At 72.9% G+C, this 21,694-nt stretch carries 17 protein-coding genes; 2 read left to right on the top strand and 15 right to left on the bottom strand.

Annotated elements, in window-relative coordinates; translation table 11 throughout:
* Window positions 1-58 precede the first annotated feature (58 nt).
* From alaS to ACFO4E_RS12180, 3 genes are read right to left on the bottom strand one after another with little or no spacing between them, the layout of a single operon-like run.
* Window positions 59-2,731 (bottom strand): alanine--tRNA ligase, encoded by a 2,673-nt coding sequence (gene alaS, locus ACFO4E_RS12190; protein ID WP_378573967.1) that lies wholly within the window; start codon window positions 2,729-2,731, stop codon window positions 59-61.
* Window positions 2,731-3,045 carry a hypothetical protein gene (locus ACFO4E_RS12185; protein WP_378573966.1) on the bottom strand — a complete coding sequence of 105 codons (315 nt, stop codon included), beginning with the start codon at window positions 3,043-3,045 and terminating at the stop codon, window positions 2,731-2,733. The genes alaS and ACFO4E_RS12185 overlap by 1 nt, the downstream gene beginning before the upstream one ends.
* A complete protein-coding gene (locus ACFO4E_RS12180; protein WP_378573964.1) occupies window positions 3,042-3,434 on the bottom strand; it encodes a DUF948 domain-containing protein in 393 nt (130 codons plus the stop codon). Before ACFO4E_RS12180 ends, ACFO4E_RS12185 begins: the two co-directional genes overlap by 4 nt.
* A 348-nt stretch (window positions 3,435-3,782) precedes the next feature.
* On the opposite strand from ACFO4E_RS12180, the gene ACFO4E_RS12175 reads away from it, so the two are divergent.
* Complete coding sequence (locus ACFO4E_RS12175) at window positions 3,783-5,330, top strand: serine/threonine-protein kinase (RefSeq protein ID WP_378573962.1); 1,548 nt, start codon at window positions 3,783-3,785, stop codon at window positions 5,328-5,330.
* 251 nt (window positions 5,331-5,581) lie between these two features.
* Here the strand turns inward: ACFO4E_RS12175 and ACFO4E_RS12170 are convergent, their stop codons facing one another.
* The 4 genes from ACFO4E_RS12170 to ACFO4E_RS12155 form a co-directional block, all read right to left on the bottom strand.
* Window positions 5,582-6,901, bottom strand: coding sequence for a replication-associated recombination protein A (locus ACFO4E_RS12170; protein WP_378573960.1), 1,320 nt, complete (start codon window positions 6,899-6,901; stop codon window positions 5,582-5,584).
* A 182-nt stretch (window positions 6,902-7,083) separates the two neighbouring features.
* On the bottom strand, window positions 7,084-9,096 hold the full coding sequence (locus ACFO4E_RS12165; protein WP_378573959.1) for a SpoIIE family protein phosphatase: 2,013 nt from the start codon (window positions 9,094-9,096) through the stop codon (window positions 7,084-7,086).
* Window positions 9,097-9,935: 839 nt separating this feature from the next.
* Complete coding sequence (aspS, locus tag ACFO4E_RS12160; RefSeq protein ID WP_378573957.1) at window positions 9,936-11,678, bottom strand: aspartate--tRNA ligase; 1,743 nt, start codon at window positions 11,676-11,678, stop codon at window positions 9,936-9,938.
* A 258-nt stretch (window positions 11,679-11,936) separates the two neighbouring features.
* A complete protein-coding gene (locus tag ACFO4E_RS12155) occupies window positions 11,937-12,620 on the bottom strand; it encodes an MBL fold metallo-hydrolase (protein WP_378574035.1) in 684 nt (227 codons plus the stop codon).
* Between the two features lie 431 nt (window positions 12,621-13,051).
* On the opposite strand from ACFO4E_RS12155, the gene ACFO4E_RS12150 reads away from it, so the two are divergent.
* Complete coding sequence (locus tag ACFO4E_RS12150; protein ID WP_378573955.1) at window positions 13,052-14,284, top strand: DUF349 domain-containing protein; 1,233 nt, start codon at window positions 13,052-13,054, stop codon at window positions 14,282-14,284.
* An 80-nt stretch (window positions 14,285-14,364) separates the two neighbouring features.
* On the opposite strand, the gene ACFO4E_RS12145 is transcribed toward ACFO4E_RS12150, so the two are convergent.
* The 8 genes from ACFO4E_RS12145 to ACFO4E_RS12110 all read right to left on the bottom strand — a co-directional run bounded on the left by ACFO4E_RS12145 (window position 14,365) and on the right by ACFO4E_RS12110 (window position 21,518).
* Window positions 14,365-14,694 (bottom strand): cupin domain-containing protein, encoded by a 330-nt coding sequence (locus ACFO4E_RS12145; RefSeq protein ID WP_378573954.1) that lies wholly within the window; start codon window positions 14,692-14,694, stop codon window positions 14,365-14,367.
* A gap of 56 nt (window positions 14,695-14,750) precedes the next feature.
* The gene (locus ACFO4E_RS12140; RefSeq protein WP_378573952.1) at window positions 14,751-16,931 is read right to left on the bottom strand and encodes a RelA/SpoT family protein; all 2,181 of its coding nucleotides are present in this window, start codon (window positions 16,929-16,931) and stop codon (window positions 14,751-14,753) included.
* A 496-nt stretch (window positions 16,932-17,427) separates the two neighbouring features.
* Window positions 17,428-17,958, bottom strand: coding sequence for an adenine phosphoribosyltransferase (locus tag ACFO4E_RS12135; protein ID WP_378573950.1), 531 nt, complete (start codon window positions 17,956-17,958; stop codon window positions 17,428-17,430).
* A 121-nt stretch (window positions 17,959-18,079) separates the two neighbouring features.
* A complete protein-coding gene (gene yajC / locus ACFO4E_RS12130; RefSeq protein ID WP_378573948.1) occupies window positions 18,080-18,463 on the bottom strand; it encodes a preprotein translocase subunit YajC in 384 nt (127 codons plus the stop codon).
* 183 nt (window positions 18,464-18,646) lie between these two features.
* The gene (ruvB, locus tag ACFO4E_RS12125) at window positions 18,647-19,714 is read right to left on the bottom strand and encodes a Holliday junction branch migration DNA helicase RuvB (protein WP_378573947.1); all 1,068 of its coding nucleotides are present in this window, start codon (window positions 19,712-19,714) and stop codon (window positions 18,647-18,649) included.
* 19 nt (window positions 19,715-19,733) lie between these two features.
* A complete protein-coding gene (gene ruvA, locus ACFO4E_RS12120) occupies window positions 19,734-20,351 on the bottom strand; it encodes a Holliday junction branch migration protein RuvA (RefSeq protein WP_378573945.1) in 618 nt (205 codons plus the stop codon).
* Window positions 20,352-20,358: 7 nt separating this feature from the next.
* Window positions 20,359-20,931: a crossover junction endodeoxyribonuclease RuvC gene (gene ruvC / locus ACFO4E_RS12115; RefSeq protein WP_378573943.1), complete on the bottom strand. Its 573-nt coding sequence runs from the start codon at window positions 20,929-20,931 to the stop codon at window positions 20,359-20,361.
* Between the two features lie 125 nt (window positions 20,932-21,056).
* Window positions 21,057-21,518, bottom strand: a complete 462-nt coding sequence (locus ACFO4E_RS12110) for a DUF4282 domain-containing protein (RefSeq protein ID WP_378573941.1) — start codon at window positions 21,516-21,518, stop codon at window positions 21,057-21,059.
* Between the last annotated feature and the right edge of the window lie 176 nt (window positions 21,519-21,694).

Below are 21,694 nucleotides of genomic sequence, written 5' to 3'. Positions count from 1 at the left end.
CACGGGATGGGAGAGGAGTGGGGTCACGTGGAGGGGTCCTTTCTCTCCGGTCGCACGGTCACGGCGTGGCCGCGACACGCTGCTCCACCGCGCGCAGAGCCGTGTCGACGGCGGTGGCGTCGGTGCCGCCGCCCTGCGCCACGTCGGGCTTGCCACCGCCGCCCCCACCCAGTGCACGAGCGGCGATGCCGACGAGTTCACCGGCCTTGAGCCCCTTGCCCTGCCCCGCCTTGTTGACCGCGATCACCACGACCGGGCGGTCCTTGGGCACCCCGGCGACCGCGACGACGGCCGGACGGTCCTCACCGAGGCGGCCGCGCACGTCGAGGGCGAGCCGGCGGAGGTCGTCGCCGGCGGTGCCGTCCGGAGCGCGGTGGGACACCACGAGCGCGCCGCCGATCTCGGCGGCGTCCTTGGCGAGGCCGGCCGCCGCCTGGAGCACCTGGGCGGCGCGCAGCTTCTCGATCTCCTTCTCAGCGGCCCGCAGGCGGGAGACCATGGAGTCGATGCGCTGGGGCAGTTCTTCACGGGGCGTCTTGAGCTGCTCCGAGAGCCGGCCGACCAGCAGCGACTCCTTCGACAGGCGGCGGAAGGCGTCGATGCCGACGGCGGCCTCGACCCGACGCACGCCGGCGCCCACCGAGGACTCCCCGAGCAGCTTGACGATGCCCAGCTGGCCCGTTGCCGCGACGTGCGTGCCGCCGCACAGCTCGCGGGAGTAGTCGCTCATCTCCACGACGCGCACCCGGTCGCCGTACTTCTCACCGAACATCGCGAGCGCGCCCATGGCCAGGGCCTCGTCGAGCGAGGTCTGGAAGTCGCGCACCTCGATGTCGCCGGCGAGGACGGTGTTGACCTCCTCCTCGACCTCCGCGAGTTCGGCGGGGGTCAGAGCGGTGGAGGCGGTGAAGTCGAACCGCAGCCGCCCGGGCCCGTTCTCCGATCCGGCCTGGCCGGTGGAGGGCCCGAGGGCGTTGCGCAGCGCCGAGTGGATGAGGTGGGTGGCCGAGTGGGCACGGGAGACGGCGGCGCGGCGGCCGTCGTCGATGGCGGCGTGGACGGTGTCGTCGACGACGATCTCGCCGGAGGTGACGGTGCCGCGGTGCACGAACAGGCCGGGCAGGGGCTTCTGCACGTCGTCGATGCGGACCGCGCCGCGGCCCTCGACGGTGAGGACGCCCTTGTCGGCGAGCTGGCCGCCGCTCTCGCCGTAGAACGGGGTGCGGTCGAGGACCACCTCGACGGTCTCGCCCTCACGCGCGGCGGCGGCCGGGGCCCCTGCGGCGACGATGCCGAGGACCCGGGCCTCGCCCTCGTGGTCGGTGTAGCCGAGGAACTCGGTGGCGCCGGAGCCTTCGAGCAGCCGGGCGTAGACGCTGATGTCGGCGTTGCCGAGCTTCTTGGCCTTGGCGTCGGCCTTGGCGGTGTCGCGCTGGCTCTGCATGAGCGCGCGGAACTCGGTCTCGTCGACGTCGAGCCCCTGCTCCCCCGCCATCTCCAGGGTGAGGTCGATGGGGAAGCCGTAGGTGTCGTGGAGCTGGAAGGCGTCGGCGCCGGAGATGCGGGTGGCCCCGCTGCCCTTGGTGCGCTCGGCCGCGCGGTTGAACAGGGCGGTGCCCGAGCGCAGGGTGTCGGAGAAGTTCTTCTCCTCGGTGTCGATGACCTCGTGGATGCGCTCGGCACCGGCGCGCAGCTCGGGGTAGATGCCCTCCATCGCGCCGATGGCGGTCTCGGTGAGGCCGTGCAGGTGCGCGGTGTCGCCCCCCGAGAGCAGCCGCAGGTTGCGGATGGAGCGCCGCAGGATGCGGCGCAGGACGTAGCCGCCCTTTTCATTGCCGGGGCGGACGCCGTCGGAGACGAGCATGACCGCGCTGCGCACGTGGTCGGCGACGACCCGCAGCATGACGTCGGAGCGCTCCGCGGCGCCGTACCGGGTGCCGGTGCGCTGCGCGGCGTCCTGGAGGATGCGGCCGAGGGTGTCGGTCTCGTAGATGTTGTCGACGCCCTGGAGGAGCGAGGCGAGGCGCTCCAGGCCGAGGCCGGTGTCGATGTTCTGCTTGGGCAGGTCGCCGAGGATCGGGTAGTCCTTCTTCGCGCCGCCCTCGCCCCGCTCGTACTGCATGAAGACGAGGTTCCACACCTCGACGTAGCGGTCCTCGTCGGCGACGGGGCCGCCCTCGACGCCGTGCTCGGGGCCGCGGTCGTAGAAGATCTCCGAGCAGGGGCCGCAGGGGCCGGGCACGCCCATGGACCAGTAGTTGTCCTCGACTCCCCGGCGCTGGATGCGCTCGGGGGGCACGCCCACGACGTCGCGCCAGATATCGGCGGCCTCGTCGTCGTCGAGGTAGACGGTGACCCACAGCTTCTCGGGGTCGATCCCGAACCCGCCCCCGGCCACGGGGGTGGTCAGCAGGTCCCAGGCCAGCGGGATGGCCTTGTCCTTGAAGTAGTCGCCGAAGGAGAAGTTCCCGAGCATCTGGAAGAAGGTGGCGTGCCGGGAGGTCTTGCCGACCTCCTCGATGTCGATGGTGCGGATGCACTTCTGCACGCTGGTGGCGCGGTCGAAGGGCGGGGTCTGCTGGCCCAGGAAATACGGCTTGAACGGCACCATCCCGGCGGGCACGAACAGCAGGGTGGGGTCGTCGGCGACGAGGCTTGCCGATGGCACCACCGTGTGGTCGTTCTGCTCGAAGAATGTCAGGAACCGGCGGGCGATCTCTGCCGTCTCCATCAGCGGCCGTCCTTCACGTCGTGGGCGCCGTGGGCGCCAAGGGGTTCGGTTGCCGGGCCGGCGGGCAGCGCGTGACCGCCGGGGCTGCGCGGCTCACCGCCATAGCGGCGGAGGAGTTCGGCTTCCCGCCGGTCCATGGCGTCGTGGACGTCGTCGTTGAACTCGCGGAGGGCGTCGCGGTAGCCGGCGACGTGGTCCTCGACGCGGCCGGCGATTCCTGCCGGACTCCACGCACGAGTGGTGCGGTTGAGCCTGTGGACAACATACCCGCCGAGCGCCGCACCTGCGACTAGATAGATGACGCGACCCATCATCGGCGCTCCTTGCGGCGGCGTCCGCGCATCAGTGCCAGCGCCCGGCGCTGGCCCATGACGCGGCGCACCCCGTAGGAGAACGACGCGGCCTTGACCAGCGGCCCGGTCACGACCGAACGGGTCAGCGCGGTCATGGTGGACACGTCCTCGGTCGTGGTCGCCAGGTTGGCGGTGATCTCCTCGACCCGGTCGAGCGAGGCGCCGGTGCGCTCCACCGTGGCCGCCATGTCGTCGAGCATCGGGCGCGTTCGCTCGCCCAGCTCCGCGACCACCTTGGTGGTCTCGGAGAGCAGTCGGGTGAGCTTGACGAGGGCCACGCAGAGAAACGCGACCAGCACCGTCCAGACCACCGCTGCGATGAGGGCGGCCACCTCTCCTCCGGTCAGCATTCGGGCTCCGTTGGCGGTCGGCTGTTGGGGTCGTTCGATGTCGGGGGCATGGGCGTCGGGGCCGCCCAGGGGCGTCGTTCCGCGGCGGGGCCGACGATGGCCCTCCCCGGTTGCGACCGGGCCCTGCGGAATGAGAAAAGAACCGAATACCGAACAGAGGCGACCCTATCGCGTCCGCCAGTGCGCTGACCCGCTGCGCCCGCCCGCGCGTCCCGGGCCCCGGTCCACGGGTGGGACGGGCGATCGACGAACCAGGACAGATGACAGAGAATCGGACATGGGCGTCGCTCTTGGCTACGATTGCGCGGCGTAGGCGCCGCCCCGGCACGACCAGCGAACAGGACCCCCATGAGCCGACGCCCCCAGCGCGAGATCTCCGTTCTGGTTCCGCCGAACCTGATCCCGCTCACCTCGGACGATCCCCGTCACGTGGGCCCGTACCAGGTGATCGGCAGGATCGGCTCCGGCGGCACCGGCACCGCCTATGCCGCGGTCAACCCGACCACGCAGGGTGACCCGCTGGTGGCGGTCAAGGTGCTGGACTCGCCGCTGCTGGCGGACCCGGCCGCCCGCGCGATGCTGCACCAGCGGCTTTCGGCCCTGGCGGCGGTCGACGGCCGCATCTACGTGCCGCCGGTGGCCTTCGACACCGCGTCGGCGCCGCCGTGGCTGGTCATGGACTATGTCTCGGGGGTGCCGCTGGCCCAGTTCGCGCGCCGGCACGGGGCGCTGGGGGCGGGCCGGCTGATCGCGCTGGCGGCGGGGCTCGCCGAGGGCCTGTCCGCGCTGCACGTCAAGAGCGTCGCCCACGGCGACCTCAAGCCCGCCAATGTGCTGCTGGGCGGGTCCGGTCCGCGCATCCTCGACTGCGCCCTGCCCGGTGACGACGAACACCTCCGGCGCTCCGCGGCGGCCTGGCTGAGCCCCGAGCGCCACGCCGGGGACCCGCCCACGCCGGCCGCCGACGTCTTCGCATGGGGCGCGGTCATGGCCTTCGCCTCGACCGGCAGGCTCCCGTTCGGCATGGGCGAGCCGCACGTGCTCGCGCGGCGGGTCGCCCAGGCCGACCCCGACCTCGTCGGAGCCCCCGAGGAGTTGCTGCCGCTGATCCGCCGGGCGCTGGCGAAGGACCCCGGGGACCGGCCGTCGGTCCGCGAGCTGCTGGGGTCGGCGATCGCCGCGTGGGAGGCCACCACCAGCTCCTCGGCGGAGGCGGTCAAGGGGACCGCGGTGACCCGGGTGCTGTCGCGTGAGTGGAAGGGCGTGAGCGAGCAGGCCCGGCTGCCCAAGGTCATCCGGCTCCACGACGGGTCGCGGTCGCGTGCCGGGGCCGGCGGGCCGGGACGTCCGCGGCTGCTGCTGGTCGGCGCCGGCGGGGTGCTCGCCCTGGCCCTCGTGGGCGGCGCCGCGTGGGGCGTGGTGGCGACGCTGGACGGCGGCTCCGACGGCGGCGGGGCGGCGGCGTCGCCGTCGCCTTCCCCCGCCCCGGTCGACGACTCCACGGCGGTGGTCCGGTTCGTCCCCGTGGAGCAGCAGAACCCGGTGGACGGGCCGTGGGAGTTCACGCCGGTCGAGCAGGCCGGGAGCGCGGAGGCGGGCGGCGCCGGCGGCCCCGCCACCCCCGATTCCTGGAGCGCCCGGTGGAGCGACGCGGGCGAGCCGCAGCAGGCGGTGATCGCGCCCGACGCCGAGGTGCTGTGCGCCCAGTTCTGCGTTCCCGGACCGGGCCACATCGAGGAGGGCCGCGGCACCTACCCGGTGCGCGGCCAGGACTTCATCGACTACCTGAGCTGGGGCCAGGTCGTGATCGCCGAGGTGGAGTTCGCCGACGGTGCGGGCGCCGGCCCGCGGGAGATCGTCGGGGTCACCGAGCTGTTCCCCGCGCCCCGGCAGTAAGCCGCGGCGGCGCGGGTGCGCCGGGGCCGTGCCCGCCCGTCGGGTGTCCCTGGCCGCGCTCGCCTCCTCACTCCGCTCCACCGGCCCCACCAACGGGCCTCCGGCCAACAGCGGCGCCGCCTCCGCACGCTCGTCGGCTCGCCGTTCACATGCCCCCGGTCACGCTCGCCTCCTCACTCCGCTCCACCGGCCCCACCAACGGGCCTCCGGCCAACGGCGGCGCCGCCTCCGCACGCTCGTCGGCTCGCCGTTCAGCGGTCGCGCAGGACGCCGCGGATCCGCGCCAGGACCTCGCCGAAGCGGCGCTCGGCCCCGTGGGTGGTGGGGGTGTAGTACTCGCGGCCGTCGAGGGAGTCGGGCGCGTACTGCTGCGCCGCGACGCCGCCGGGGTGGTCGTGGGCGTAGGCGTAGCCCTGGCCGTGGCCGAGCTCCTTGGCGCCCTTGTAGTGGGCGTCGCGCAGGTGCGGGGGCACCGGCCCGCCGCGGCCGGCGCGGACGTCGGACATCGCGGTGTCGATCGCCGTGATGACGGCGTTGGACTTGGGCGCCAGGGCGATGTGGATCACCGCCTGCGCGAGGTTGATGCGGGCCTCGGGCAGGCCGATCAGCTCGACCGCCTGGGCCGCGGCGACCGCCACCTGGAGTGCCGTGGGATCGGCCATGCCGACGTCCTCGCTGGCGTGCACGACGATCCGGCGCGCGATGAACCTCGGGTCCTCGCCGGCCTCGATCATCCGCGCCAGGTAGTGGAGCGCGGCGTCCGGGTCGCTGCCGCGCATGGACTTGATGAACGCGCTGATGACGTCGTAGTGCTGGTCGCCGGAGCGGTCGTAGCGCACGGCGTGGCGGTCGACGGCGCGCTCGACGTCGTCGACGGTGATCTCCCGGCGCCCGCCCGCGACCAGGGCGCCGGCTTCGAGGTAGGTCAGCGACCGGCGGGCGTCTCCGCCCGCCAGGCGCACCAGGTGCTCGGCGGCGTCGGCGGCGAGGGTGTGGCGGTCGCCGAGGCCGCGCTCGTCGGTGAGCGCCCGGTCGAGCAGGGCGCGGACGTCGTCGTCCGAGAGCGATTCCAAGGTGAGCAGGAGGGACCGCGACAGCAGCGGCGACACCACGGAGAAGAAGGGGTTCTCGGTGGTGGCCCCGATGAAGCTGACCCACCGGTTCTCCACGGCGGGCAGCAGGGCGTCCTGCTGGGTCTTGTTGAAGCGGTGCACCTCGTCGACGAACAGCAGTGTCCGGGTTCCGCGCATGCCCATCTGGCGGCGGGCGTCGTCGATGACCGCGCGGACGTCCTTGACGCCGGCGTTGACCGCGGACAGCTCCACGAACCGGCGGTGGGTGGCCCGGCTGACCACGGTCGCCAGCGTGGTCTTGCCGGTCCCGGGCGGCCCCCACAGGAACAGCGACATGGGGGCGTCGTCCTCGACGAGGCGGCGCAGCGGGCTGCCGTCGCCGAGGAGGTGGCGCTGGCCGGCGACCTCGTCGAGTGTGCGGGGGCGCATCCGCACGGCCAGCGGCTCATGGGCCCGCTGGGCTTCGGCTCCCGCGTCATCGAACAGTGTTTCGGACACACATCCAGCCTAGACGCTCACGTCCAGTGCGCCGGGTGCGCCGGCGGCCCGCCCCGCTCTCCCGGTGCCCCTCGGGATGTCCGGGTGTCTCCCGCGCTGCCTGCGAAACGCCGGGCGGCGCGGTGCGCCGGGCACGCCCGGCGCACCGCCGGTTCACGCGGGGCACCGGGCGGCGGTGCGGGTCAGTTGAGGTGGGCGATCAGGATCGCGATGTCGTCGCTGCGGCCGGCCGGGGCGAGGGCGGCCAGGGCGGTGGCGGCGCCCTCGACGTCGGTGCTCCGCTGCTGAAGGGACGCGCCGACGGTGTCCAGGCCGTCGTCCATCGCGACGTCGGAGCTCTCGACCAGGCCGTCGGAGCACATGAGCAGGGTGTCGCCGGGCCGCAGGCTCCGGGTGGTCACCGGGTACTTGCTGTCGGCGTCGACCCCGACGGGCGGGCCGGTCTCGGGTTCCCAGACGTCGAAGCCGTCCGGGGTGGCGATGATCGCGGGCGGCTGGCCGGCCCACGCCGCCTGCATCTCGCCGGTATCGAGGTCGAGCACGAGGTAGCCGCAGGTGGCGAAGACGATCTCGCCGGTCTCGGTGAGCAGCCGGTTGGTCTCGGCGAGCACCACTCCGGGGTCGCCCTGGTTGGTGGCGTAGGCGCGGAAGGCGATGCGGATCTGCCCCATGGCCGCCGCGGCCTCGACGCCGTGGCCTTGGACGTCGCCGACCACCAGTCCGACGCGGCGGTCGGGCAGCCGGATGACGTCGTAGAAGTCGCCGCAGACCCGCCAGCCGGCCCGCGCGGGCAGGTAGCGCACGGAGATGTCGAGCTCGGCGAAGTCGGGGAGCTTCGGCGGCAGCATGCGCTTCTGCATGGCGTCGGCGAGTTCGAGCTCCGCGTTCTGCCGGTGGACCCGTTGCAGGGCCTGCCCGGCCAGGCCGGCGAGGGTGAGCATGAGGGCGCGTTCGTCGGGGGTGGCGTGGTGGGGCTGGTCCCAGGCGACCTGCCACACCCCCAGTGCCACGCGGCGGTCGCCGAACACCGGGACCGTGGCCCACGCCTGAGCGCTGGTGTAGGGCAGGATGCCGACCACGGCTGGGAAGCGCTCCAGGATCTCGGCGCGGTTCTCGAAGAACCGCGGCTGCCGGTCCTGGACGACGGCGCCCATGGGGTAGGTGGTGTCGGAGGCGTCGCGGCCGTCGATCATCGGGACCGTGTCCGACGCCTCGGCCGTGGCGGGCGAGCTGCGCAGCTTGCCGTCCTCGACGAGCATGACGCCGGCGGTGGTGCCTCCGAAGATGGGCACGAACTCCTCGGTGAGCAGGCCGGTGACCTCGTCGACGGTGGTGGCGGAGACCAGCTTGGCGGCGAGGTCGGTGACCTGGCGGCCCTGGGCCGCCTCGATGCGGCGGCGGTCGGCCAGCCGGCGGATGAGCTGGACGTGCTCGGTGACGTCGTCGATGATCCCGATGAGGCGGGGGCGGTCGCCGTCGATGAAGCGGGCGCGGGCGTGCAGGGAGCGCTCGTCGCCGTTCCGGTCGAACATCCGGAAGCGCTGTTCGTAGTCGCGGCCCTGGTGGGACGCCTCCATGGCGTCGCGGACCCGGGCGATGTCGTCGCGGTGCACGCGCGCCAGGCACTCTTCGAGGTCGCGGGCGTCGCCGGCGAGCAGCCGCCCCAGCGGTGAGGGGCCGAACAGCTCGTCCAGGCGGCCGGTGCGGAGGTCGAGGGTCCACAGGACGGTGTCGGAGTTCTCGGTGCGCAGCTCGGTGAGGACGCGCAGGGTGGCTTCGTCGCGCATCGGCTCGCGGAGCACCACGACCACGCCGGCGGGGTCGCCGTCGATGTCGGCGGGCAGCGCACGGGATTCCACGGAGACCCTGCGGGGGCCGCCGTCGGCTCCGGTCACGGTGAGTCCGCTCTGCGCGCGGGGCCCGCCGTCCAGTGCGGAGCGGTGGAGGGCCCACGCCCGTGCGGGGTCGCCGTGCGACAGCAGCTCGGGCCAGGGACGGCCGGCGGCGGAGTCGGGGGCGTGCCCCGTGAATTCGGAGAACGCGTGGTTGGCCAGCGTGATGGCGCCCGCGCGATCGGTGACGATCATGGCGGAGGGCGCATGGCGGAACGCCATGTCGATGGGGTCGCCGAGGCGACCGTCGGGCACCGCCGAAGAACCGGCGATGCCATCGGTTGAGCCGGTTGAGCCGTTCACGTAATAGATCATCCCTGTGTCGTCCCGGATGTCCGCTCGCGCTCACGCGCTTCTCCCCTGGAACATCCGGTTCGGCTTAGTTTAGCGACAGGATTACTTGTTCGGGCTGGTGAAGGAGGGCTTGTTCACAACGCGCCCGCGCCTTTCCTCCCCCCGTTCTCAACGGACATTTCGCGCGTGCAATGCAGCAAACGGTCATGCAGCAGGAAACCACACGTCATGCCGTGCTTCGCCGACCCGCTGAAGAGAACGCCGCCCGGTATGACGTCATTCCGTCACGTCCGGGCGGAAGCAACCCCTTAGCCTATGCCACACCGCCCCCGCCGTTCACTCACGTCGCATACGCCCCGAGGCCCTTCCCGTGTCATGGCCGCGCCGGAAAGCGCGCCCTAAAATTCGTGCATGAGAGAATCAATGGCCCGAGCCGTCCGCCGGTTCGGGGGGCGGCACATCGACCGCAACTGGACCTGCCGACTCTGTAGCCACAGCAATCCCGATAACGAGACCATCTGCTGCCAGCGGTGCGGTGCCGTGAAAAAGTAACCCACGGCAACGGCCGTCCGCGCGAAACGCGTCGGAGGAACGATATTTCCCTCTGCGGCCCCGATGCGGCGCGACGCGCCGAATGGGCGGTGACCGCCCTCGGCCAGGTCGGCGGGTGTCGCGGGGGCTGAGGGGCGGGGCGGACGGTGCGCGGTTCCGCGGCGCGGCCGCGCGAGCGGCGACCCGCGGACGGGCCACGCCGGCCGGGCGGCTGCGGGCCGCCGGGGCGCGCACCCGTGGCACCGGTACCGGTGTGAGGGGCGGCGCCCCTCACACCGGCCGGGTGAGGCGGGCCGTCAGGAGCCCTTGCCCGCCTCGGGGTCGGCGTCCACACCCGCCTCGCGGCGCTGGGACACGGTGATCGGGCTGGGCGCCCCGGTCAGGGGGTCGCCGCCCGAGGCGGTCTTGGGGAAGGCGATGACGTCCCGGATGGAGTCGCCGCCGGTGAGCAGCGCGATGATCCGGTCCCAGCCGAACGCGATCCCGCCGTGCGGCGGCGGGCCGAACTTGAACGCCTCCAGCAGGAACCCGAACTTCGACTCGGCCTCTGCCTTTTTGATGCCGAGGGTCTCGAAGACCCGCTCCTGGACGTCGACCCGGTGGATACGGATCGAGCCGCCGCCGATCTCCATCCCGTTGCACACCATGTCGTAGGCGTAGGCCAGGGCGTTGGCGGGGTCCTTGTCGAAGGAGTCCGCCCATTCGGGCTTGGGCCCGGTGAAGGGGTGGTGCACCGGGGTCCAGCCGCCCTCGCCGTCCTCCTCGAACATGGGGGCGTCCACGACCCACAGGAACGACCACTGCGACGTGTCGATGAGGCCCTGGCGGTTGCCGATCTCCAGCCGGGCGGCCCCCAGCAGCTCCTGGGACGCGCGGCGGGCGCCGGCCGCGAAGAACACGGCGTCGCCGGGCGCGGCGCCGACGGCCTCGACGAGGCCGGCCCGCTCCTGCTCCGACAGGTTCTTGGCGACGGGCCCGCCCAGCGTGCCGTCCTGCTGCACGAGCACGTAGGCCAGGCCCTTGGCGCCGCGCGCCTTGGCCCAGTCCTGCCAGCCGTCGAGCTCCTTGCGGGTCTGCGCCGCGCCGCCGGGCATGACCACCGCGCCCACGTAGGGCGCCTGGAAGACCCGGAACGGGGTCGCCGAGAAGTAGTCGGTCAGTTCCCGCAGCTCCAAGCCGAACCGGAGGTCGGGCTTGTCCGAGCCGAAGCGGTCCATGGCCTCCAGGAACGGCATCCGCGGCAGCGGCAGCGGGACCTCGTGGCCGAGGATCTCGCTCCACAGCCGCGCGACCAGCTCCTCGCCGACCCGGATGACGTCCTCCTGGTCGACGAAGCTCATCTCGATGTCGATCTGGGTGAACTCCGGCTGCCGGTCCGCGCGGGAGTCCTCGTCGCGGAAGCAGCGGGCGATCTGGTAATAGCGCTCCATGCCGCCGACCATGAGCAGCTGCTTGAACAGCTGCGGCGACTGGGGCAGCGCGTACCAGTGGCCGGGCTGGAGGCGGACCGGCACCAGGAAGTCGCGGGCGCCCTCGGGCGTGGAGCGGGTGAGGTAGGGGGTCTCGACGTTGACGAAGTCATGGCGGCGCATGACGTCGTGCACGATGTAGCTGGCGGTCGAGCGCGCGCGCAGCGCGGTGGCGCGCTCGGGCCGGCGGATGTCGAGGTAGCGGTAGCGGAGGCGTGCCTCCTCGGAGACGTCCTGTGAGCCGTCGAGCGGGAACGGCAGCGGCGCGGACTCGCTCAGGACCTCGATGTGGTCCGCGACGACCTCGATGTCGCCGGTGGGGATCTCCGGGTTGGCGTTGCCCTCGGGGCGGATGCGGACCGTGCCGGTGACCTTGATGCAGTACTCGGCACGCAGGTCGTGGGCGAGCTCGTCCTCGCGGACGACGACCTGGACCACACCGGAGGCTTCGCGCAGGTCGAGGAAGACGACGCCGCCGTGGTCGCGGCGGCGGCCGACCCACCCTGCGAGGACAACGGTCTCGTCGGCATGCTCGGCGCGGAGCGCGCCGGCGTCATGCGTGCGGATCAACGGGGTTCTCCTTCAACGTTTCTGTAGCTACTCATCTTGCCTGACGTGCGCGGAGGTCCGGACCCCGCTACCGGGGCCGGTGCCGCTATCTCGGCGCGCGAAGGAGGGCGCGTCCCGTCGGGCGGTCATGGTGTCCATCAGTGGTTACCGGCTTCCAGGTCTCCCGGCTTGTGGGCGGCGGCCCGCCGCGCCGGGCGCGGGGGACCGTGCGGCCGTCGTCGCAGCGGCCGGTCCCGGCGCCGCGGGGCGCGGCGCGGGCTACCGGCCGCCGATATCGCGCAGGAAGGGGTTGCCCGCGCGCTCGCGGCCGATGGTGCTGGCGGGCCCGTGGCCGGGCAGCACCGCGGCGTCGTCGGAGCGGCTCAGGCAGACGCGGTCGAGGCTGAGCAGGATCCGGGCGTGGTCGCCGCCGGGGAAGTCGGTGCGCCCGATCGACCCGGCGAACAGCAGGTCGCCGGTGAACAGCACCTCGGGGTGGTCCTCCCCCGCCGCCAGGGAGTAGACGACCGATCCGGGGGTGTGGCCGGGCGCGTGCGCGACGGTCAGCTCCAGCCCGGCGTGGCGGAGCACGGTGCCGTCGCCGACCTCGGCCACGCGGCCGGGTTCGGCGGGCGGGGCGTCGCCGATGATCCCGGCGAGCTGCGCGGCCAGGCCGGGGTCGACCCCCTTGGCGGGGTCGGTGAGCAGGGCGCGGTCGGCGGGGTGGATGTGGGCGGGGATGTCGTGTTCGGCGCAGACCTCGGCGGCCGACCACACGTGGTCGAAGTGGCCGTGGGTGAGCAGCACCGCGGCGGGGGTGAGGCCGTGTTCGGCGAGCACCCCGGCCAGGCCGGGGCCGGCGTCCTGGCCCGGGTCGACGACGACGCACTCCGCGCCGGGGACCGGCGCGACGACATAGCAGTTCGCGGCGAGCGGCCCGGCGGCGAAGGCGGCGATGAGCACGTGGGAGTCGACCTCGGTTCGTGATTCGGGGCGGCGCGGACGGGTGCGGTCCTGCCCTGTCCCGCTGTCCATCCGAGCCTACCGAGGCCGGCGCGGCGGGGCGAACGGGTTGAGCGGGGCCGCGGGCGACCCGTCGCCGGCGGGGATTCGCCTCTTCATCACCATTCGATCACCGCGGAGCGGACGGCTCTTTGCCAATCGGCCCGACAGTGCCATATTGGTCCACGTCGCACGGGGCCCCGGTCTCCGGCCGGCTCCCGCGGCCATGCGCTCTGAGATGCGGTAACAGTAGAAAGTACACGGCGATATCCGCCGGATCTGCGGATATCGTGCAAGTCACGGCAGTTCCCACACACACCGTGCCCGGGAAAGACTGTCTGGACCACCGGACCCGGCCACATGCGCCGGGCTCATTACCTCTGGAGGACACGGTGACCACGGACCCCTGGGGCCGCGTAGACGACGACGGCACGGTCTACGTGCGCACGAGCGAGGGCGAACGGGTCGTCGGATCGTGGCAGGCCGGCGCGCCCGAGGAGGCCCTCGCGTTCTTCCGCCGCAAGTACGACTCCCTGGTGACCGAGGTGGAGCTGCTGGAGAAGCGGCTGGCCACGACCGACCTGTCCGCGGCGCAGGCGCTCTCCAGCATCGACAAGCTGCGCACCGCCGTGCGCGAGGCGAACGCCGTGGGCGACCTCGACGGCCTCGCGGGCCGGCTGGACACGCTCACCGCGCGTGCCGAGGAGCGCAAGGTCGAGCAGAAGCACGCCCAAGAGCAGGCCCGGCACGAGGCGCGTGACGTCAAGGAGCGGATCGTCGCCGAGGCCGAGCGCGTCGCCGAGGAGACCACGCACTGGAAGTCCGGCGGCGAGCGGATGCGCCAGCTGATCGAGGAGTGGAAGGCCGCCCCGCGCGCCGACCGCCCCACCGAGCAGGCGCTGTGGAAGCGGATGTCGGCGGCGCGCAACGCCTTCTCCAAACGGCGCAAGTCCTACTTCGCCGGGCTGGACCAGCAGCGTGAGCATGTCCGCGACGACAAGGAGCGGATCGTCGCCGAGGCCGAGGAGCTGGCCGACTCCACCGACTGGGGGCCCACCGCGGGCCGCTACCGCGACCTCATGCAGCAGTGGAAGGCCAGCGGGCGGGCGGACCGCGCCAGCGAGGACCGGCTGTGGGCCCGTTTCAAGGGCGCCCAGGACCGCTTCTTCCAGGCCCGCAACGCCGTGTTCGCCGAACGCGACGCCGAGCTGCGGGTCAACGCCGACGCCAAGGAGCGGATCCTCGAGGACGCGCGGCGCGAACTGCCGGGCATCAAGGACCCGCGCGAGGCCCGCTCCCGGCTGCGCGACTACCAGGAGGCGTGGGAGGACGCCGGGGCGCTGCCCCGCGACTCCCGGGAACGCCTCGAAAGCGCGTTCCGCAAGGTCGAAGAGGGCGTGCGCAAGGCCGAGGACCAGGAGTGGCAGCGCACCAACCCCGAGGCGCGCGCCCGCGCCGAGGCCACCATCGCCCGGCTGCGCGACTCCATCGCCCAGCTCGAAGGCGACCTGGAGAAGGCGCGCTCGCGCGGCGACGACCGCAAGGTCCGCGACGCCGAGGACGCCCTCACCGCCCGGCGCTCCTGGCTGGACGAGGCGGCCAAGGCCCTCGGCGAGATGAGCTGACCCCAGGCCCGGGATCGGACGCTCGGCGGACCCGCGCGGAGCACACACAGCGGGTCCGCCGTCGCGTGCGCTCCTGCTGCCTAACCCATGGCCACGGTCAGGACCATCGCGGCGTCCTCCAGCGCGGTCACGGTGTGCGGTTCCCGGGGCACGATGATGACGTCGTGGACGCGGCCGTCCCAGTGGTCGCCGCCGGAGGAGAGCCGGACGCGCCCGTGCAGCACCAGCAGGGTGGACTCACCGGGGCTGGGGTGCTCCGACAGCTCGTTGCCGCTGCTGAGCGCGATCAGCGTCTGGCGCAGGACGTGCTCGTGCCCGCCGTGGAAGGTCTCGGCGCTGCGCCCGGAGGACGCCGTCGCCGCCGCCTCCAGGTGCCGCCGCACCAGCGCGTCCAAGGAGAACTTGTTCATACCCGCAGTGTCGCGGGGCGGCGGCGGGAGCGGCGGGCCGCAACGCCGCCGCCGGGTCAGTTCTTCATGCGGTAGACGTCGTAGACGCCGTCGACGCCGCGGACCGCCTTGAGCACGTGGCCCAGGTGGGTGGGGTCGGCCATCTCGAAGGTGAACCGGCTCAGCGCCACGCGGTCGCGGCTGGTCTGCACGGTGGCCGACAGGATGTTGACGTGCTGGTCGGAGAGCACCCGGGTGATGTCGGACAGCAGCCGGGACCGGTCCAGCGCCTCGACCTGGAGCGCCACCAGGAACATCGAGTCCTCGGTGGGCTGCCATTCGACGTCGACCATGCGGTCGGGGTCGAGGACGGTGGTGTTGACGCAGTCGCCCCGGTGCACGGAGACGCCGTTGCCGCGGGTGACGAACCCGACGATGGGGTCGCCGGGGACCGGGGTGCAGCACTTCGACAGCCGGACCCACACGTCGGGGTCGCCCTCGACGACGACGCCGGGGTTGCCCGCCGGCCGGGGCCGGGCCCGGGTGGGCAGGGCGGATTCGGCGATGTCCTCTTCGGCGCTCTCGATCCCGCCCAGGGAGTCGACGAGCTTCTGCACGACGTTCTGGGGGCCCATGTGCCCCTCGCCGACCGCGGCGTAGAGCGAGTCGACGTCGCCGTAGCGCAGGTCGCGGGCGAGCGCCACCAGCGCCTCGCCGCTGAAGAGCCGCTTGATGGGCAGCTCCTGCTTGCGCATGACGCGGGCGATCGCGTCCTTGCCCTGCTCGATCGCCGCGTCGCGGCGCTCCTTGGTGAACCACTGGCGGATCTTGTTGCGGGCGCGGGCGCTCTTGACGAAGTTCAGCCAGTCGCGGCTGGGGCCGGCGTCGGGCGCCTTGGAGGTGAGGATCTCCACGGTCTCGCCGTTGTGCAGCTCGCTCTCCAGCGACACCAGCCGGCCGTTGACCCGGGCGCCCACGGTGCGGTGCCCGACCTCGGTGTGCACGGCGTAGCCGAAGTCGACCGGGGTGGCCCCCTGCGGCAGCGAGATGACGTCGCCCTGCGGCGTGAAGACGAACACCTCCTGGACCGACAGGTCGAAGCGGAGGGACTCCAGGAACTCGCCGGGGTCCTTTGTCTCCTGCTGCCAGTCGATGAGCTGGCGCAGCCAGGCCATGTCGCCGGCGCCCTTGGACCGGGTGTCGGCGCGGTTCTCCTTGCCGCTCGCCCGGTCCTCCTTGTACTTCCAGTGCGCGGCGATGCCGTACTCGGCGCGGCGGTGCATGGCGCGGGTGCGGATCTGCAGCTCGACCGGGTTGCCGGCGGGACCGATGACGGTCGTGTGCAGCGACTGGTACATGTTGAACTTCGGCATGGCGATGTAGTCCTTGAACCGCCCCGGCACCGGGTTCCACCGCGCGTGGATGGTCCCCAGTGCCGCGTAGCAGTCGCGGACGCTGTCGACGAGCACCCGCACGGCGACGAGGTCGTAGATCTCGTCGAAGCCGCAGTTGCGCGCGATCATCTTCTGGTAGATCGAGTAGTAGTGCTTGGGCCGGCCGCGCACCGTGGCCTTGATCTTGGCGTCGCGCAGGTCGGCGGAGACCGCCTCGATCACGTCCTGGAGGTAGACGTCGCGGCGCGGCGCGCGCTCGGAGACCAGCCGCGCGATCTCGTCGAAGCGCTTGGGGTAGAGCGTGGCGAACGCGAGGTCCTCCAGCTCCCACTTGATGGTGTTCATGCCCAGGCGGTGGGCGAGGGGCGCGAAGATCTCCAGGGTCTCGCGGGCCTTCTTCTCGCGCTTGGCCTGGGGCAGGTAGCGCAGGGTGCGCATGTTGTGCAGCCGGTCGCACAACTTGATGACCAGGACCTTGATGTCGCGCGACATCGCCACGACCATCTTGCGGACGGTCTCGGCCTGGGTGGCCTCGCCGTATTTGACCTTGTCGAGCTTTGTGACGCCGTCGACCAGCTCGGCGATCTCGTCGCCGAAGTCGGCGCGCAGCTGGTCCAGGGTGTAGCTGGTGTCCTCGACGGTGTCGTGGAGCAGCGCGGCGGCCAGAGTCGGCTCCTGCATGCCCAGCTCGGCGAGGATGGTGGCGACCGCGAGCGGGTGGGTGATGTAGGGGTCGCCGCTCTTGCGCTTCTGGTGGCGGTGGTGGTGGGCCGCGACGTCATAGGCGCGCTCGATCAGCCGCACGTCGACCTTGGGATGGGTCGCGCGGACGGTCTTGATCAGTGGCTCGAGGACAGGGTTCATGGTCACCCCCCGCTGGGCGCCGAGGCGGGCGAGTCTGCGGCGTACTCGCACGGTAGAGGACGGGCCGGGGGGAACGGCGGAGGCGGGCCGGTCATGGGAATCATCACCTGGGGGTGCTGCGGGCGCGTCTGTGCCCTGGTCGGCGGAGGGCGGCGGCGCAGGGGCACCTGATGGGACGACGGGCGCCGCGGAATCCGCGGCGCCCGTTCGACACTCACCGTTGGTCCCGGCGCGTGCCGGATGGTCGCGCAGCGCTGAGACCGCCTCGGTGGAAACCGCTTCGCCTGCCATGGACATCCCTCCCGCGGTTCACCCGGCGGTGCGCCGGGGGTCGCCCCGGCGACGCCCGCCTGGTCGCATCCGTCGCGTACGATCGGCTCACCTGTACCAACGCGCCATCGGGTTCGGGTATGCCCGCAAGTCGCATCTCTTGAGGACATCACCGCACGTCAGAGCGTATGGCTGGTCGGCCCGGCCACGCGGCGCCGGAGCGGACTCAGACCACGGAGAGGGCGTGCAACTCCACGTCGGCCAGCTTCTCGCGGCCCTGGAGGAACGCGAGTTCCATGAGGACCGAGAATCCCACGACGGTACCACCCGCTCTGCGGACCAGATCCACCGCGGCCCGTCCGGTGCCGCCGGTGGCCAGGACGTCGTCGACGATGAGGACGCGGCCACCCGGGGCGATGGCGTCGGTGTGCATCTCCACCGTCGCCGTGCCGTATTCCAGATCATAGGTCGCGCTCAGTGTATCCGAGGGCAGTTTCCCCGATTTGCGCACCGGGACGAATGCGGCGCCCAGCGCCAGCGCGATGGGGGCCGCGAAGATGAAACCGCGGGCCTCCAGGCCCACGACATGGTCGACGGTCGCCCCCCTGTGGTGGTCGGCCACGGCCGCGACCACGGCGCCGAACACCTCGGAATCGGCCAGCAGCGGGGTGATGTCCTTGAACACCACGCCGGGCTCGGGGAAGTCGGGGACATCGCGGACGCTCTTGGCGATCAGCCGGTCAAGGTCCTGGGGCACGGGGGCTCACCTTCACGGTTGCGGCGGCGTTGCGGGCCGGGAGGGGCGGGGGACAAGGGGCGGACACGACGGTACCGGCCCCGCCGGGCGGGACCGGTACCGTATCGGGTCTGGCTCGGCCCTACTTGGGGCCGTCGTCCTTGTTGTCGTTGCCGAAGTCGGGCCGGTCCTCGACGGGGGTGTCGTCGATCGGGTCGACCGGGGTGATGACCTCGCCGACGCCGGCCTTCAGCATCCGGATCCGCGTGCCGGGCGAGATCTCCAGTTCGACGTCGTTGTCGCGGACGTCGACCACCGTGCCGTAGAACCCGGCCTTGGTGAGCACCTCGACCCCGGGCTGGAGCCGCTGCTGGATCTCGGACTCGCGCTCGCGCATCTTCTTCTGCGGACGCAGGATCAGCAGCCAGAAGACCACGCCGATCAGCAGGATCATCATGACCGGCTGGACGAGGGATGCGCCGCCGGTCTGCTCGGCGGCCCCTGCGAGTATGTATTGGCCCTGCACGGGGCTGTTCCTTCCTGACGTTCGTCTCGTGGCCGCTGCCACTCCTGCGCGGCCCTCGATGCCGACGCTTTCCGGTTCAACGAGCGGGACCGGTCCGCGAGTTCCCTACCGGCCCGGATATGGCGGCAACGACCTCCGCCCCCACCTTACGCGCCACGGACCGCGGTGTCGGTCACGCCGGCATCACGGCCCGGCGGGGGCGGTGGCCGTGCCGTCGGCGGGCACCCCGGCGCCGAACGCGGCGTCGGGCGGCGCCGCGAGGCCCATGTGGCTCCACGCCTCCGGCGTGGCGACCCTGCCGCGCGGCGTGCGGGCGATGAAGCCGGACCGCACCAGGAAGGGCTCCGCCACCACCTCGACGGTCTCGGGCTCCTCCCCCACCGACACCGCCAGCGTGGACAGCCCGACCGGGCCGCCGCGGAAGCGCCGCAGCAGGGCGTCGAGGACGGCGCGGTCGAGCCGGTCGAGCCCCTGGGCGTCGACCTCGTAGAGGCTGAGGGCGGCGTGCGCGATGTCCAGGGTCAGCCGACCGTCGCCCCGGACCTCGGCGTAGTCGCGGACGCGGCGCAGCAGCCGGTTGGCGATGCGCGGCGTGCCGCGCGACCGCCCCGCGATCTCCACGGCGGCGTCGTCGTCGAGGTGGGCGCCGAGCAGGCCGGCGGACCGGCGCAGGATGAGTTCCAGCTCGTCGGCGCGGTAGAAGTCCATGTGCGCGGTGAAGCCGAACCGGTCGCGCAGCGGGGCGGGCAGCAGGCCGGCGCGGGTGGTGGCGCCGACCAGGGTGAAGGGGGCGATGTCGAGGGGGATCGCGGTGGCCCCCGGCCCCTTGCCCACCACGACGTCCACCCGGAAGTCCTCCATGGCGACGTAGAGCATCTCCTCGGCGGGCCGCGCCATGCGGTGGATCTCGTCGAGGAAGAGGACCTCGCCCTCCTGGAGGGTGGACAGGACGGCGGCGAGGTCGCCGGAGCGCTCGATCGCGGGGCCGGAGGTGATGCGCAGGGGGGCGCCGAGCTCGGCGGCGATGATCATGGCGAGGGTGGTCTTGCCCAGGCCCGGTCCGCCCGACATCAGCACGTGGTCGGGGGCGCGGCCGCGCCGCTGGGCGCCGCGCAGCACGAGTGAGAGCTGTTCGCGGACGCGCTCCTGGCCGACGAAGTCCTCCAGCCGCTTGGGGCGCAGGGCGCCCTCCAGAGCGCGTTCGTCGAGGTCGGCGTCTGGTGAGACCACATCGCGTTCGTGTTCGGCCATGGCGGGGGTCCGGCTCCTCTCAGGCGCGGCTCAGCTTGCGCAGGGCGCTGCGGAGCAGTGTGGCGACGTCGGGCCGCGTTCCGGCTTCGGCCGCCTCGGGGGCCACGGCGTCGGCGGCGGATTCGGCGTCCTTGACCGACCAGCCCAGGTTGACCAGGCCGGAGACCACCTGCGGCCGCCAGGGGGCCGATCCCGCGGCGGGAGCGGCGTCGGCGACCTCGGGGCCGCCCCCGTGCGGCCGGCCGAGCTTGTCCCGCAGCTCCAGCACGATGCGCTGGGCGCCCTTGGGGCCGATGCCGGGCACCCGGGTGAGCGCGGCGGTGTCCTCGCCGGCGACCGCGGCGCGCAGTGCGTCGGGGGTGTGCACGGCGAGCATCGCCAGTGCCAGGCGCGGGCCGACCCCGCCGGCGGTCTGGAGGCGCTCGAAGACGTCGCGCTCGTCGTCGTCGGCGAAGCCGAACAGGGTCAGCGACTCCTCCCGGACGACCAGCGAGGTGGCGACCGTGGCGGTGTCGCCGACGCGCAGACCGGCCAGGGTCGCGGGGGTGCACTGGACGGTCATGCCGACGCCGCCCACCTCGATCACGGCGGTGCCGCCGCCTCGGGCGGCCACCCGGCCGCTGAGGAACGCGATCACGCCTCGGTCACCTCTTCCTGGGGTCGGTGGTGGCGGTGGCGCGGGCCCGCCGGGCGAGTTCGACCTTGCGGGCGAACTCCTGCTGCGCCGCCGCCACGCGCGCCTGCGCCCCGCCGCGCCAGATGTGGCAGATGGCCAGTGCGACGGCGTCGGCGGCGTCGGCCGGCTTGGGGGCGGCGTCCAGGTGCAGCAGCCGGGCGACCATGGTCTGCACCTGCGCCTTCTCGGCCCGGCCGCTGCCGGTGACGGCCGCCTTGACCTCGCTGGGGGTGTGCAGGGCCACGGGCAGCCCGCGCCGCGCCGCGCAGGTGATGGCGATGGCGCTGGCCTGCGCGGTGCCCATGACGGTGCTGACGTTGTGCTGGGCGAAGACGCGTTCGACCGCGACGGCTTCGGGGGCGTGGCTGTCGAGCCACCCCTCGATCCCGCGTTCGATGCCCAGGAGGCGCGCGGCGAGGTCGCCGTCGGACGGGGTGCGGACGACGCCGGCGGCGACGAACGCCAGCGGCCGCCCGATCGCGCCGTCGACCACCCCGACTCCGCAGCGGGTCAGGCCGGGGTCGATCCCCAGAACTCGCACGCGTCTCCTCCGTCGCACCGGGTCGCGCCGGGCCTCGAACGCCCGTTCGCAGTCCCCGAGCCTACCGGTGCGCGGGGACGGCGGGGCGGGCGACATGCGCGCCGGCGCCGCGTCGCGCCCTGCTGTCAGGCGCCGCTGTTGCGGCGCATCGCGGCGATGTCGTCGGAGGTGCGGACCAGCGCGATGGCCAGCTCCAGGCCGACGCGGCCCAGCAGCAGCGAGATACCGCCGCCCGCCAGCGCGCCGAGCAGGCCCAGCAGCGCGGACACGGGGGCGACCGTGATCGACGAGAAGGCGTTCACCACGCCGGTGAAGGTGACGACGCCGACGAGGACCAGCCACAGCAGGTACAGGGTCTTGGCGAAGCGCGGGGTGACGAACCGGGTGAAGTTCAGGTCGAACAGCACGCCGAAGAAGCCTTCCCCCTGCGGCTGCGGGGGCGGCGGGGTCGCGGGGCCCGCGCCCTGCGGGACGCCGGGGTAGGGGGCGCCGGGCTGGTAGGGCTGCTGGGACTGCTGGGGCCAGTCCTGCGGGTGCCCGGGCTGCTGGCCGTACTGCTCGTAGGGGTTGTCGCCGGGGGTGGTCATAGCGGGCTGCTCCAAGGGGGACTGAAGGGCGGGGTGCCCGGCCCAGGGCCGCGGACGTCGGTCGTCCGGCCCGGCGATCATCCGGGCGGCGCCGGTCGTCCGGCCCGGATGTGGTCCGGGCGGCGGGGCCGGGGCCGCGGAGGCGGCCGAGGCCACCCTATCGAGCCCGCGTGCGG

The sequence above is a fragment of the Nocardiopsis mangrovi genome, assembly GCF_042653925.1.
Lineage (GTDB): Bacteria > Actinomycetota > Actinomycetes > Streptosporangiales > Streptosporangiaceae > Nocardiopsis_B > Nocardiopsis_B mangrovi.
The sequence above is the reverse complement of the archived record's forward strand: the minus strand, read 5'-3'. Positions and strand labels throughout refer to the sequence as shown.